This window comes from Flavobacterium tistrianum, assembly GCF_003254545.1.
Lineage (GTDB): Bacteria > Bacteroidota > Bacteroidia > Flavobacteriales > Flavobacteriaceae > Flavobacterium > Flavobacterium tistrianum.
In genome coordinates, this window is the sequence record NZ_QJRH01000061.1 from 71,534 (window position 1) to 86,103 (window position 14,570).

13 protein-coding genes are annotated in these 14,570 nt (G+C 33.4%); 5 read left to right on the forward strand and 8 right to left on the reverse strand.

The features are described from left to right. The 4 genes from DMB71_RS04235 to DMB71_RS04250 are packed head-to-tail and all read left to right on the forward strand — an operon-like array spanning position 1 to position 3,012. Positions 1-690, forward strand: coding sequence for an aspartyl/asparaginyl beta-hydroxylase domain-containing protein (locus DMB71_RS04235; RefSeq protein ID WP_111363965.1), 690 nt, complete (start codon positions 1-3; stop codon positions 688-690). A 2-nt stretch (positions 691-692) separates the two neighbouring features. Beyond that, complete coding sequence (locus DMB71_RS04240; RefSeq protein WP_111363967.1) at positions 693-1,673, forward strand: sulfotransferase family protein; 981 nt, start codon at positions 693-695, stop codon at positions 1,671-1,673. A 48-nt stretch (positions 1,674-1,721) separates the two neighbouring features. Continuing rightward, the gene (locus DMB71_RS04245) at positions 1,722-2,357 is read left to right on the forward strand and encodes a hypothetical protein (protein ID WP_111363968.1); all 636 of its coding nucleotides are present in this window, start codon (positions 1,722-1,724) and stop codon (positions 2,355-2,357) included. Then, positions 2,350-3,012 (forward strand): TrmH family RNA methyltransferase, encoded by a 663-nt coding sequence (locus DMB71_RS04250; RefSeq protein ID WP_111364061.1) that lies wholly within the window; start codon positions 2,350-2,352, stop codon positions 3,010-3,012. The genes DMB71_RS04245 and DMB71_RS04250 overlap by 8 nt, the downstream gene beginning before the upstream one ends. 90 nt (positions 3,013-3,102) lie before the next feature. On the opposite strand, the gene DMB71_RS04255 is transcribed toward DMB71_RS04250, so the two are convergent. The 7 genes from DMB71_RS04255 to DMB71_RS04285 form a co-directional block, all read right to left on the reverse strand. Further along, entirely contained in the window at positions 3,103-4,701 is a 1,599-nt protein-coding gene (locus DMB71_RS04255) for a PepSY-associated TM helix domain-containing protein (protein WP_111363970.1), read from the reverse strand. Between the two features lie 87 nt (positions 4,702-4,788). Then, a complete protein-coding gene (locus tag DMB71_RS04260) occupies positions 4,789-6,945 on the reverse strand; it encodes a TonB-dependent receptor (RefSeq protein WP_111363971.1) in 2,157 nt (718 codons plus the stop codon). Between the two features lie 85 nt (positions 6,946-7,030). Beyond that, the gene (locus tag DMB71_RS04265; RefSeq protein ID WP_111363973.1) at positions 7,031-7,375 is read right to left on the reverse strand and encodes a hypothetical protein; all 345 of its coding nucleotides are present in this window, start codon (positions 7,373-7,375) and stop codon (positions 7,031-7,033) included. Between the two features lie 204 nt (positions 7,376-7,579). Continuing rightward, positions 7,580-10,921, reverse strand: a complete 3,342-nt coding sequence (gene secA / locus DMB71_RS04270; protein ID WP_111363975.1) for a preprotein translocase subunit SecA — start codon at positions 10,919-10,921, stop codon at positions 7,580-7,582. 86 nt (positions 10,922-11,007) lie between these two features. Next, positions 11,008-11,229 carry a DUF2795 domain-containing protein gene (locus DMB71_RS04275; protein ID WP_007138072.1) on the reverse strand — a complete coding sequence of 74 codons (222 nt, stop codon included), beginning with the start codon at positions 11,227-11,229 and terminating at the stop codon, positions 11,008-11,010. 209 nt (positions 11,230-11,438) lie between these two features. Continuing rightward, the gene (locus DMB71_RS04280; protein WP_111363976.1) at positions 11,439-12,008 is read right to left on the reverse strand and encodes a cob(I)yrinic acid a,c-diamide adenosyltransferase; all 570 of its coding nucleotides are present in this window, start codon (positions 12,006-12,008) and stop codon (positions 11,439-11,441) included. 64 nt (positions 12,009-12,072) lie between these two features. Further along, positions 12,073-12,765, reverse strand: coding sequence for an ABC transporter ATP-binding protein (locus DMB71_RS04285; RefSeq protein ID WP_111363978.1), 693 nt, complete (start codon positions 12,763-12,765; stop codon positions 12,073-12,075). Positions 12,766-13,058: 293 nt separating this feature from the next. Between DMB71_RS04285 and DMB71_RS04290 the strand changes: the two genes are divergently transcribed. After that, a complete protein-coding gene (locus DMB71_RS04290) occupies positions 13,059-13,718 on the forward strand; it encodes a DUF6565 domain-containing protein (RefSeq protein WP_111363979.1) in 660 nt (219 codons plus the stop codon). 62 nt (positions 13,719-13,780) lie between these two features. Here DMB71_RS04290 and DMB71_RS04295 read toward each other — a convergent pair whose 3' ends face one another. Continuing rightward, on the reverse strand, positions 13,781-14,560 hold the full coding sequence (locus DMB71_RS04295) for an O-methyltransferase (RefSeq protein WP_111363981.1): 780 nt from the start codon (positions 14,558-14,560) through the stop codon (positions 13,781-13,783). Positions 14,561-14,570: the final 10 nt, after the last annotated feature.

Here is a 14,570-nt window from a genome sequence, read left to right on the forward strand (position 1 = left end):
ATGAATTCTTCTTCTTGCCAACTTCCGATTTCTTTTTCGATAGAAAAACTGCAAAATGATTTACAGACTTGCGAGACTAATTTGTGGACACCGCATTTTAATACCTATCGATACGAAGGAAAATGGACAAGTGTTTCTTTGCGGTCGCAATCAGGTTTAGAAAATGATATTCTTTCTTTTCCAGACAAAGAATATAAAAATACGCCTTTGCTCGAAAGCTGTCCTTATTTTAAAGAAATAATGGATTGGTTTAAATGCGAAAAAGAAGCAGTGAGATTATTAAGACTTGGCCCAAATAGTGAGATTAAAGAGCATGTTGATAATGATACTTCATATGAAGATGGTTTTTTCAGGATTCACATTCCTATTATTACCAATTCTGAAGTTTATTTTTATGTAAATCATCAATTAGTTCCAATGAAAATGGGAGAGTGCTGGTATGCCAATTTTCAATTGCCGCACAGTGTTCAGAATAAAAGTTCAGAATCTAGAATTCATTTGACTTTGGATTGCATAAGAAATGATTGGTCTGATAAATTGTTCTCTAAAATGGGTTTTGATGTGAATTTTGTACCCAAAATAAAGTATTCAGATGAGGTAAAGCATAAAATTATTGCAGAGCTCTCAAGAAATCCATCAGAAACGAATGCTAAAATTATCGCTGAACTTCAATCGCAAATGAACTCATAAAAATGGAAAAAATACCACATCTTATTTCTAATTGGCTTCCAATTAAATTGATTGAAAGTGAGAATGAAGTTTATTTTGAGTGGCTTTATTTGTCAGATATCCCTTTTGCAGATCCTTTTTTTGAAGAAACGATTGCGAAATGCAGAAGTCATAGTTATAATTCAAAGCGGTTTAAATTAATAAGCACTGCAGAAAATCTGATTGATTGGTCGAAAGAATTGGATTTTGTTGACTTAAAAGGATTGGTTTTTCATGTATCAAGATGCGGATCTACGATGCTGAGTCAGTCTCTTGCAACTTCACCAGAAAATATAATGGTTTCTGAAGCTCCTATTATTGATGAGATTTTAAGGAGTGATGCTTTTGATGAGGATACAAAAACAATTTTGCTCGAATCGGTTATCAGATTGCTTGGACAGAAGAGATTTCCAGAACAAAAGAATCTTATTATAAAATTGGATGCCTGGAGTATTTTTAAAGCTTCTTATTTAAGATCGGTTTTTCCTGAAATTCCATTTGCTTTATTGTATCGGAATCCGGGAGAAGTTTTAAGATCGCACCAAAAAATGGCAGGAATGCATATGGTTGCAAGTATAATTCCGCCAAGTGTTTTCGGAATTACTTCTAAAGAGATTGAAGAAGTGAATTTTAGACAATATCAAGCTTTGGTTTTAGAAAAATATTTTCAAGGTTTTTTAGATTTTTATGAAATTGACAACAACGTGATTATGCTTAATTATAATGACGGAATGAAAAACGTTATAGAGCGATTTATATCTTTTATCGATGCCGATTTTTCCGAAAGCGAATTAAATATAATGCTGGAACGTCTTAAAAAACATTCTAAAAATGAAAATGCTGTTTTTATTGGAGATTCATATAAAGATGATGTTTTGTCTGTCGATTTGAATGAAGTGAATTTGCTTTACGAAAAACTTAATGCTAATTTTAGGAAAGATTTGGTAGGCTTAAAAAACAGTTGAAGTCTTCTTTCTCTTTTATTTATTATTTTTGGCATCAAATAATAAAGAATGCCTTCAGAATTAAAAGTAAAGATTAAAAGAAGTCTTTTAGATAATTATCAAAGAAGTCTCCATCTTCATCCAGATTTTATCAAATTTGAAGATAAAGATTTAGCTAACGATGGTTTTACATTTTTTAAAGCAGATGAAATAAAAGAATTTCGTTATGGTATTACCTTTTACCAATACAAATTTGTTTTTGGAAGAGAATACCAATTATTTATTAAGAATTTTGACAATCAAGTTTTAAAAATAAATTTCAACACTTATTTAGGTATAAAGAAATATGAATGTCATGATTTATATTCTAATATACTAAGTTCTCTTTGGGATTTATATTTTAAAGATAAAACAGTTTCTTTTATTGAAAAATTTCAAACCGGTGAATCTTTTTTTATTGGAGATGTAAATGTTAATTCGGAAGGTGTTATTATTGAAGTTTCTCGACTTTTTAAACAAGAAAAAAAACTTATTCGTTGGCATGATGTTGCTGTAAAAAAATACAGTACGTATATCTCTATTTATTCCAAAGAAAATCCTTTAGACTTTAATCGTGGCTATTCATATAAAAATGATTGGAATACCTTTGTCTTGTATAGCGTTATTAATAATATAATTGAAAACAAAAACACTAATAATGATTGATTTAGATTACCTCGCATTCTTAGAAAACATATTAACTGATAATAGAAAAGCTAATTTTTTAAAAGTACTAGAAAATAGAACAAAACATTTTACAGTTGCAGTAGAAGATGTTTATCAGATGCATAATACAAGCGCGGTAATGCGAAGCTGCGAAGTTTTTGGAATTCAGGAATTGAATGTAATCGAACAGCGTTTTGGAAAAAGAATCGATAAAGAAATTGCTTTAGGTGCACAGAAATGGGTTGATATTAATCGATTTGATTCAGTTTCAGGATGTCTTTCTGATCTAAAAAGTAAAGGATATCAAATTATTGCAACAACACCTCATGAAAAAGATTGCATGTTGGAAGATTTTGATATTACAAAACCAAGTGCTTTATTCTTCGGAACTGAAAAAGAAGGTTTATCAAAAGAAATTATGGACAATGCCGATGGTTTCTTAAAAATACCGATGGTTGGTTTTACAGAAAGTTTAAATATTTCGGTTTCCGCTGCAATTATCATTCAAAGCTTAACTAACAGACTTCGTAGATCTGATATCGATTGGAAATTAACCGATGAAGAAATTTTAGCAAAACGCTTGGATTGGGCTAAAAATTCGATACGAGATATAAAACGAATTGAAGAACGTTATTACCAAGATAACCCAAGATGATTTTTTTGAGGTTCTGGGGGACTAAGGAGCTAAGGTTCTAAGAAAAAAAACTTAGTATCTTAGAACCTTAGAATCTTAGCATCTTAAAATTTACTTTTTCAGGAAAAGAACAAAACCTAAAATACTAGCAATTAGAATCGACAACGCAGCTAAAACTGTTGCCAGATCGCGAATATTTTTTCCAGCCCAATCCATAAATAGAAATTTATGAAGAATGGCAAAAGAATAGCCTTCAACCCGATTTGAATTATTGACAACTGCAGCCAATCGTGATGTTGAAGTTTCAATAAAGTAAGTTGTTCTTTCTGGCGTATCATAAGCCAATTTCACGACAGGAAGCCTTTTGTTGACAAAACCATATTCTCGGCTATCAAAATCGGTTAGCACTTTTGATTCCAACAATTTTATGTTTTCGAATGAAGGTTGAGAATCATCTTCAGAAGTGTCGATCATTTCACAACAAGAAGCTTTTGGCGCTCCATCGGTAAAATAATACGCTAAAAATTCAGCATATTCTAAATCCAGATTTGGTGCAACTTTATTTGTTGTTGCATTAATGTAAACCGCTTCAGATTTTGAATCTTCTTTTTTATTCCATTTTGAATCTGATTTAGGTATTTTGAACCTTTTTGTTTCTTTTTCAAGCAGTTGACATCTGTAGTAAGTAGTGTCATTCAATGTAATTAAACTGATATTTTGAAAGCGAGACCAATCTAAATTTAAATCATTATTTGCTCTAGGAATTTCTTTGGTTACAAAAGTTGGTTCGTAAACCATTTGCGATAACGTGTAAGGTGCCCATTTTGTAGTAGCATGATAAGCACCGCTGAAAGCAAAAGTCAATGTGAAAAGCGAAATCCAAATTCCAATTTGGCGATGGTATTTTCTCAAACCTTTTTTGGGCGTTATACTATCAGTTTTTTTGAATTGTTTCCAAAGCAAACCATAAATTAAGATACCGCTCAAAGCAGAAAATCCAATAATTGACAGCAAAAAAATCATCGTAATAATTCGGATGCTATTGTTGCTTATGGCATCGATAAAAGACCAGTTATGAAAAGTATCAAAGAACCAAATAAATGCTTGTCTAGAAGTTGGATTATAAGTCGCCAGTTTGCTAGATGAGGTTTCTACATAAATTTGCATGCCATCGGGGCGGTCAAAACTTAATTTGTAAACTGGCAAATAACGGTTGACATATTTGTATTGCGACGTAAATTCCGTTACAACTTCGCTGTTTTTTATTTTGCTTTTTTGGTCATCTAAGAAATAACGAGAAAGCCATTCGGCGTATTTCTGATCTCCGTTTTCCAGTTTTTTGGCAGTCAAAGCATCATAATACCAAAGTTCGCCAAGAATAGTTTTTACTTGATAATAAGTTGAATTATTAAAAGTGACAATTCTAAAATTTTTGAATTGAGATATTTCATTTTTCAGTAAAACCTCTTGAATAGAATAATGCAATTGGCTTTTATCAATAATTGATTGTTCAATTTTATCATGAGCAATTTCAGGTTTGAAAAAGTGCGCCATAAAAGGATGCATCAAACCAGAAAATGTCCAGAAAATTACAGGAACAATTGTAATCAATCCAATAACACGATGCCATTTGTACATGTGTTGTTTGATTTTTTTGATGAATTTTGAATCTTTCTTTTTAGAAGTTTTTCTATTGATTTCTTTACTCATAGTCTAAATTTTTTGTCGCAGATTTAAAAGATTAGAAAAGATTATTTAATCTGTGTTAATCATTTTAATCTGTGGCGAAATTTTATTTTATTTTTTTAATGAGAAATTATATTGGATTCCGAATACAAAAGTTCTAGGTGCTGCTGCAGTATAAGTTGGCTGTGCATTGGCAACATTAGTTCTGGTAACATTGTAAGCATATAATTTGTCAGTAAGATTTAAAACGTTTCCATAAACCTCAATTTTTTTCCATTGATAACCAATTCGGGCATTGAAAATATTATAGCCATCATATTTCACGGTATTGATTTGATCTTGATAATAGCTGCCTACAAGTTGCCATTCCAAAGACGTTCTTAAGTTTGGAAGCCAATTTGGATAATAACTAACTTCTGAATTTCCTGACCATTTTGGAGCTGAAGGCATTTCTTTTCCGTTTAAATCCTGAATAGGATCTGATGGTTTGTCCGAAAGTTTAAAATCGATATACGTATGTTGCGCATAAGTACCGCCAAGTCGAATATTGAATTGTTTTGATGGTTTGTATGACGCGCCAAACTCGATTCCTTTATGGCGTGTTTCTCCAGCCGAGCGATAATCGGTTGAATTGTCTGGAAGTTTGACGTTTAGTAATTCATTTTTGCCTTCCATATAATAAAAAGCATAATCAAAATTTAGTTTGTTTTGGAAGAGAGAAAGCCATCCGCCAATTTCATAATTATTGAAATCTGCAGGTTTTAGATTGTAATAAAATTGGGCAGGAACGCCTGATGTACCGCCAGTTCCTGGTTTAGCTCTAAAAATTGAAGTAATTCCCGGAGGAGCAAAACCTTGAGAGTAATTGCCGTAAATACCAGCAAATTCTACAGGATTATAATTGGCTCCAGCTTTAAAAGTAAATTTGTCATATACTTTGCTTCCTGTAGAAAGATCAATTGCATTATCATAATTCACTTTCATATTGTCATAGCGTCCTCCAAAAGTGATAACTAATTTTTCAATAGGATTAAAACTAATTTGCGCATAACCCGCAGTGTTAAAAATATCAGCCGTGTAATCCGAAAGTTTAGAGTCTGGATGTTCGGCAATGATTTCATACGAATCTACTGTTTGTTTTCCTGGCTGTCCTGGATTCAAATTGGCTTTTAAATCAATTACATACGACCAATAAGTTACAGGAGAATAATCATATAAGGCGCCAGCAACAATTTTGGTATTCAAGAAATCAAATTTTTGAGTGTGTTGTCCGATTGCACCATAACTTTTAAAGTTGTTCGAATTTACTTCGCCTTTAGCCGTCGTAGGATTTACAGTTGGACTCCATTTAATTCCGTATGATGGATTTTGTCCTAATTTATTGTCGCGCAAATAAGCGGTAATATAACTGCTAGAATTGCTGTTCCAGTCATGTTCTAATGTTAAACGAGTTCGTAAAGCATCCGATTTTCTATACGTGAAATCAGAAGTGCTTTTGTAAGTTCTGTTGTTGAAAGCTTCTTCATTGACAGTTCCGCTCATGTCTGAATAATATTTTCCGTACATTGTATTGCTGATCAATCGGGTAGAAGGCGAGATGTTGTAGTCAATTCTTGCATTCAGATTATCTTTATTGTAATCAGAATAGGTCATCCAGCCATTTTCCTGTAAGCTTGAAATTCCTGCAACATGAAAACCAACTTTTCCAATTGTGGCGCCACCTGCGGCTTGAAATCTTCTGTAGCCATAATTGTCAGCTTGAATTCCGAATTTAAACTCAGGATCAACAGGAGGTTTAATCGAAATTAAATTGATAGTTCCGCCAACAGCTTCTGGTCCGTATAAAGAAGAAACTGGACCTTTTACAACTTCAATACTTTGCAGATTGTATTGGTTTATTTCCAATAATGCATTGTGATTGAAAATTCCCATTGGGCGAATTGGCAGTCCATCTTCCAGATATAAATAATAAGCATTTGTGGTCATAGGCTGACGAATAGACATCATATGCTGTTCGTTTCCTAGGTTTACCATTAAGACTCCAGGAGTTTTATTTATGATTTCGTAAACTGCTGTCGCTTTGGCTTCGTTAATTGTTTTTGCTGTCAATTTACTTATGGCAACTGGAGTTTCCTTTCTTAAAGTTGCCGTACGATTTGCCGTTACAAAAACATTTTCAAGTTCTTGTTTTGTTGTGTCTTGCGCTGTTTTGTTTTGTGCAAAAACACATTGCCCTATGATTAATAGGGTAAAGTATATTTTTTTCATTTTGAATTATATAAATTAAAGCTGTTAGCTATAGGCTTTAGGCCGTAAGCGAACTGCAAGTCTTAGAATTTTGACTTTTTAAAATTTATATAAAATAGGATGGAGGGTGAAAAATTGAATTTGCGATTGCAATAGGCTTTTTATCAAACGAAGCGAAAATTTTTGCTTTTGATTCAATAATGCCCGTTAATTTGAAATTGTTTAAGATTGAAGTCTGAATGTAAACTACTTCTGCTTTTTCTTTCAGATTATTTTGCATTCTTTTTTCGTTGTCTGCGTATTTTTTTAAGCTTTTTTGAAGTTCACAACGACCATTACAGCTGTTGAAAACCATTTTGCGCTGTACACAGATTGTTTTAGAAATTTCTTCCTGATTTAATTTGAATGAGGTATAAACAAAGAAACTGCCAAAAGAAGGGACTAATAGCATGCAAGAAAGAAATATGACGAAAAGTCGTTTCAAAATATGTTTCGTTGTTTTCGAGAGCAAAAATACATTTTAAATTTATTTACAAGAACGATTTTTGTCATTTAATGTAAAAAAAGAACAACTGGAGGCATTAGAAAAGAAAAACCCGACAGATTTTTGAGTTCTATCGGGTCTACTTATGTTTACTATTTGAAATAGAGATTATTAGTTAATTAAAATCCAAGTTCCTTCAGCAATTAAAGCTTCAGCTTTTTTGTACTTCATTGTTTCTGTTTTACCAGTAGCAACTTCTTGAACTACAACAGTATCGTTTCTGTTGATTTTTGGCATATCTCTAACGATAGTTTCAGTAACTTGACGTTGTTGAGTTTCTCCAGCCTCACGATTCATGCTTTCGCTATTTGGAATTTCGTCTTTACTTAATTGTAAGTTTTCTTTTTGACGAACTTCTCTTGCTTCGTGAATTTCAGGAACGTTTTGAGCTGGTAAATCACCTTTGAATAAGAATGAAATAACTTCTTTGTTAACGTTGTCTAACATTCCTCTAAACAAATTGAAAGCTTCTAATTTGTAAATAAGCAATGGATCTTTTTGCTCGTGAACAGCCAATTGAACAGATTGTTTCAATTCGTCCATTTTACGTAAGTGTTTTTTCCAAGCTTCATCAACAATAGAGAGAGTGATGTTTTTCTCGAAATCAGCAATTAATTGAGCACCTTCGCTATCGTAAGCTTTTTTCAAGTCGGTTACAACATTCAAAGTTTTGATTCCGTCTGTAAATGGAACGACAATTCTTTCAAAATGATTGTTTGGCTCTTCGTAAACTCCTTTGATAATTGGGAAAGCTTCTCTTGCGCTTCTTTCTGTTTTTTCAGTGTAGAATGCTAAAGCTTCTTTGTATACTTTTCCTGTAACTTCGATATCGTTTAATTTTGCGAAATCAGCTTCAGAAATTGGAGATGTAATTCCGAAATAACGAATTAAATCAAATTCAAATCCTTTAAAATCATTAGCCACTTTATTGTTGCTTACGATTAACTCGCAAGTATCATAAAGCATGTTCGCGATATCTAGTTTCAAACGCTCTCCGAACAATGCGTGACGACGACGTTTGTAAACTACTTCACGTTGAGAGTTCATTACGTCATCATATTCTAATAAACGTTTACGAACACCAAAGTTGTTTTCTTCTACTTTTTTCTGAGCACGCTCGATAGATTTAGTCATCATAGAATGCTGAATAACTTCACCTTCTTTCAATCCCATTCTGTCCATTACTTTAGCAACTCTTTCAGAACCGAATAAACGCATTAAGTTATCTTCAAGAGAAACGTAGAATTGAGAACTTCCTGGATCTCCTTGACGACCAGAACGACCACGTAACTGTCTGTCTACACGACGAGAATCATGACGCTCTGTACCCACGATTGCTAAACCTCCAGCAGCTTTTACTTCTGGAGACAATTTAATATCGGTACCACGACCAGCCATGTTTGTTGCAATAGTTACAACTCCAGCTTTACCAGCTTCTTCAACGATTTGTGCCTCTTGCTTGTGCATTTTAGCATTCAATACGTTATGAGTGATTCCTCTCATTTTAAGCATACGGCTTAATAATTCTGAAATCTCTACAGAAGTTGTTCCAATCAATACTGGTCTTCCAGCTTTTGATAATTCAGTAACATCTTCGATTACAGCGTTGAATTTCTCACGTGTTGTTTTATAGATATAATCTTCTTTATCGTGTCTTGCAATTGGACGGTTTGTCGGAATTTCAACAACATCTAATTTATAGATTTGCCATAACTCACCAGCTTCAGTAACAGCAGTACCTGTCATACCAGCCAATTTGCTGTACATTCTAAAGTAATTCTGTAATGTTACAGTAGCAAAAGTTTGAGTTGCAGCTTCGATTTTTACATTTTCTTTTGCTTCGATCGCTTGGTGAAGACCGTCTGAGTAACGACGTCCGTCCATGATACGACCTGTTTGTTCATCGACAATCATAATTTTGTTGTCCATGATAACATACTCTACATCTTTTTCGAATAAAGCGTAAGCTTTTAAAAGCTGAGTAAGAGTGTGGATACGCTCGCTTTTTACTCCAAAATCTTGGAATAATCTTTCTTTAGCTTCCGCTTCAGCGTCCTTGTCTAATTTTTGTTTTTCAATTGCAGCGATTTCTGTTCCAATGTCTGGTAAAACGAAGAAATCTGCATCTGTATCTCCAGAAAGGTATTTGATACCATTGTCTGTCAATTCTACTTGATTATTTTTCTCCTCAATCACGAAGTATAAAGCCTCATCAACTTTATGCATTTCGCGATTGTTATCCTGCATGTATTGATTTTCAGTTTTTTGAAGCAATTGTTTAATTCCTTCTTCACTTAAAAATTTAATTAATGCTTTATTTTTAGGTAAACTTCTGTAAGCTCTCAACAATTGGAAACCTCCATCTTTTGTATTACCTTCTTTGATTAATTTTTTAGCTTCAGCCAAGAAACCATTTGCTAACTGACGTTGTTGCGCAACTAAGTTTTCGATTTTTGGTTTCAATTCGTTGAATTCATGACGATCTCCTTGAGGAACTGGTCCTGAAATGATAAGCGGTGTTCTAGCATCATCAATTAGTACAGAGTCAACCTCGTCGACAATGGCGAAATTATGTTTTCTTTGCACTAAATCGCTTGGCGAATGCGCCATGTTATCTCTTAGGTAGTCGAAACCAAACTCGTTGTTGGTTCCGTAAGTGATATCAGCATCGTATGCTTTCTTTCTTTGCTCTGTACTTGGCTGGTGGTTATCGATACAGTCAACAGATAAACCGTGGAATTCGAATAAAGGAGCTTTCCACGTGCTATCACGTTTTGCCAAGTAGTCATTCACAGTTACTAAGTGAACTCCGTTTCCTGTCAAAGCGTTTAAGTAAAGCGGAAGCGTAGCAACCAAAGTTTTACCTTCACCCGTTTGCATTTCGGCAACTTTACCTTCGTGCAATACCATACCACCAATTAACTGAACATCATAGTGAATCATGTCCCAAGTGATATCTTTTCCAGCAGCATTCCATTTGTTTGCCCAGATCGCTTTGTCGCCATCAATAGTAATATATGATTTTGTTGCAGAGAATTCGCGGTCTTTTGGAGTTGCCGTAACTTCGATATGAGAGTTTTCTTTAAAACGACGAGCCGTTTCTTTTACAACAGAAAATGCTTCTGGAAGAATTTCCAATAAAGTTTTTTCAGAGATTTCATAAGCCTCTTTTTCAAGAGCATCTATTGCATCATAAATATCTTCTCTTTTATCGATGTCTTCGATGTTTTCTACTTCTGCTTTAAGCGAAGCAATTTTAGCATCTTTATCAGCTCTAGCTTCTTTGATTCTATCTTTAAAATAAACCGTTCTTCCTCTTAACTCGTCGTTTGAAAGACTCATTAAAGGAGCTTCGAATGTTTTAATTTTGTTTAAGTAAGGTTGTAAAGCTTTGACATCTTTCTGCGACTTATCGCCGACAAAGACTTTAATAATACTGTTTATGAAACTCATGATTTATTGTATTTCTTTATTATATAATATGTATTTGAACCAAAAAAAAAGTCTCTATGATGAGACTTTTTCCTTTGGTTTATTTTTTAATATTCATCCTCATTCCAAAGATAATCTTCGTCTGTTGGATAATCAGGCCAAATTTCTTCCATTGATTCATATATCTCGCCTTCATCTTCAATTGACTGAAGGTTTTCTACTACCTCTAATGGAGCACCAGCTCTAATGGCGTAGTCAATAAGTTCGTCTTTGTTAGCAGGCCATGGCGCATCACTTAAATAAGATGCTAATTCTAATGTCCAATACATCTGTTATCTGTTTAGTTTGTGCAAAAATAAATTTTTTACTGAAAAAGACAAGTAAATTTTGATTTATTTTAATAAAATTTAAGAACGTCCTTATTAGTAATCAGTTTTCGGTGCCAGTTTGCAGTATGAAAACCGATGTTTGCTACTAATTACTGTACTTTTAAGTATTCAGTTTTCTTGTGAGTTTGCAGTTTGAAAACTGAGATTGTTTACTTACGCGGTATCCATTTCACTTCCTCCGCTTTTAAGTCTGAGGACAACTTTCGTGCCAAGACAAAAAGGTAGTCAGAAAGTCGGTTTAAGTAGGTAATTGCTATTTCTGGAACATGTTCATTATGACTTAAATGCACGGCTAAACGTTCTGCTCTGCGACAAATGCAGCGTGCTATATGACAATGTGACACAGTTGGATGCCCTCCAGGTAAAACAAAATGAGTCATTGGCGGAAGGCTTTCGTCCATTCTGTCAATTTCATTTTCGAGTAATTCAATATCCGAATCAATTATGCCTAGGTTTTCTAAACGAAGTTTTCCGTTTTTTAAAACTTCTTTCTCTTGCGGAGTTGCCAAAATGGCACCAACAGTAAAAAGGCGGTCTTGAATTTCAATTAAAATGGTTTTATAATGCGAATCCATTTCCTGATCACGGATTAATCCGATGTAAGAATTTAGTTCGTCAACAGTTCCGTAACTGTCAATTCTAATATGGTCTTTCGGTACGCGAGTCCCTCCAAAAAGAGATGTTGTGCCTTTGTCGCCGGTTTTGGTATATACTTTCATTTTTTTTAAAGGTGCTGAGATTCTAAGTTTTTCTTTGCGATTAAACGATTAACCAAATAAACGGTTAAACAGTTTTTTTCGTGTCACTTTCAATTAAACCATCTCTTAAACGAATAATTCTATGTGCATAAGCAGCAATATCTTCTTCGTGAGTTACTAGAATTACAGTGTTTCCTTGCGCATGAATGTCTCCAAAAAGCTTCATGATTTCTACAGAGGTTTTACTGTCTAAGTTTCCTGTTGGCTCATCGGCCAAAATTATTGAAGGTTTGTTTACCAAAGCTCTTGCAACTGCAACACGCTGACGCTGTCCTCCAGAAAGCTGATTCGGTTGGTGATCCATTCTGTCTGCTAGGTTAACCTGTTTTAAAACTTCGGTGGCACGAGCCATTCTTTCAGATTTTCCATGACCAGCATAAATCATTGGCAGGGCAACATTATCTAAAGCAGTTGTTCTGGGTAAAAGATTGAAGGTCTGAAAAACGAAACCAATTTCTTTATTTCTGATTTCAGCCAGTTCATCATCTTTCATTTTGCTGACATCTTTTCCATTTAAAATATAGCGACCAGAAGTTGGTGTATCTAAACAGCCTAATAAATTCATTAATGTAGATTTTCCTGATCCAGATGGTCCCATTAAAGCAACATATTCACCTTTTTGTATTTCTAGATCTATTCCTTTTAAAACATAAACGATTTCGTTTCCTAAAGTAAAATTTCGTTTAATGTCGGTTATTTTAATTAATGGTTCAGCCATTTTAGTTTACAATTTTGGATTTAAAAGTACAAAACACTTTTGAATAAGTAGTTGATAATCGGTTTTTGTTACAAAAATCACTTTGATTATAAAAGCTTAGAATCGCTTTCGTAAAATACGTTTCTTAAAAGTAAATCAGTTATATAATTCAGGTTTAAATTTGTTTAATTCTCATTATTTTGTGTGTTTTATAGTTTTAAAATGTTTTTTGTTTTTAAAATATGATAATAATGTAATTTTTTGATTTATGGTTTAAGTAAATTTGATATGTAATTAATTAAATAACTAAGATTATGAAAAATATAAAAATAGCTACAGGAATTGCATTGTTAGTATTAGGGCTTACATCGTGTAAAGATGAAAAGCAAGAAAGAGCTCAGAAAACAGTAGAGAGTTATGTTACATATGTCGACTCTGTTAAAAATGTCGCAGCCACAGATTTGAAAGACAATTGGAAAAGTGTAGAAGCCGAATATGATAGAAGATCTCAAGAAGCTCAAGCCGCTTTGGCAGATATTAAAGACAATGTTGCCGCAACTGAAAAAGTAAATGCAAGTAAAATTAAATACGAGGAATTTAAAAATGAAATGACCGCCCAATTTGCCCCTCCAGCTCCTAGCCCAAAACAACAATTAAGAGATGCTTTGTTTGGTGCAGGAAAAATTGGTGATGATATGAGTTTTAGTTGGGTTAACGCCCAAAACATTCATAGCGTTTATCAGCAGTTTGTTCATACTGTAGAAAATAATAAGGACAAATATTCTAGAGAAGACTGGGATGAAATTAAATTAATGTACGAAGCTCTAGATAGCCGTAAAAATACAGTAGAAAAAGAAGGGCTTACAGCTGAGGATAACCGAAAAATTGCTGGTTTGAAAATCAAGTTTGCACCAATGTATAAGATAAACAGAATGGGAGCTAAATCTGAAGAAAACAAAGAAGCTAAGAAATAAGATTTTTAAATTTTTGAATTAGAAATAAAAAGAAAGCCGATCATTAATGATCGGCTTTCTTTTTATACTCGTATTGTAAAATGCTCTTTCGGCTGTTCTCTTCTAAAGAATACAAATCCCCATTGAAAAGTATCAATTGTGACTTTTACTTGAGGATGATTTTTGATTATCTCCCAAGCCTCTTCCATATCTTCTGACCAATGAATGTCATCGAAAATCCAAACAGAATCATTATCTATAGTTGGCAATAAAAGTTCAAAATATTCTAAAGTTGCTTTTTTAGAATGATTTCCGTCAAAATATATCAGATTATAATTTGTTGCTTGAATGTTCTCAGAAATTAAAAAAGATTCAAACTCGGAAATTACATTTTCTACATTATTACAATTAAATTCAGCCAATTGATTTTGAGCAACATTTGCGGTATTTGGACAACCTTCAATTGTAACCACTTTTGCTTTCGGATTTCCTAAAGCCAACGCGGAAGTTGCTAAACCTAAGGATGTTCCTATTTCGAGTATGTTTTCTGGCTGAAAATAATTGGTAACTCGAAACAATAATTCGGCTCGTTTTGGCGAAATTCCTGCTGTTTGCGCAATTTTAGAAATCTGTCTTCGATTGGATTTGAAAACTCTGGAGCCTGCTCCAAAATCAGTCACTTCTATAAAGTTTTTATTTTCTAAAAGAGATTTTCTGTATTTTTTTAAAATTGCATATTCCGATTTGGTTTTCTTATCATAAAAACATTTTGTGAGCAGACTGAAAACAAAGGGCGAATGAACTGCGTGTTCGTTTTTAGAATGCCAAAGAAAGGTTAGATAAGATTTAATTTGAAACAGCATTTTTACTTTT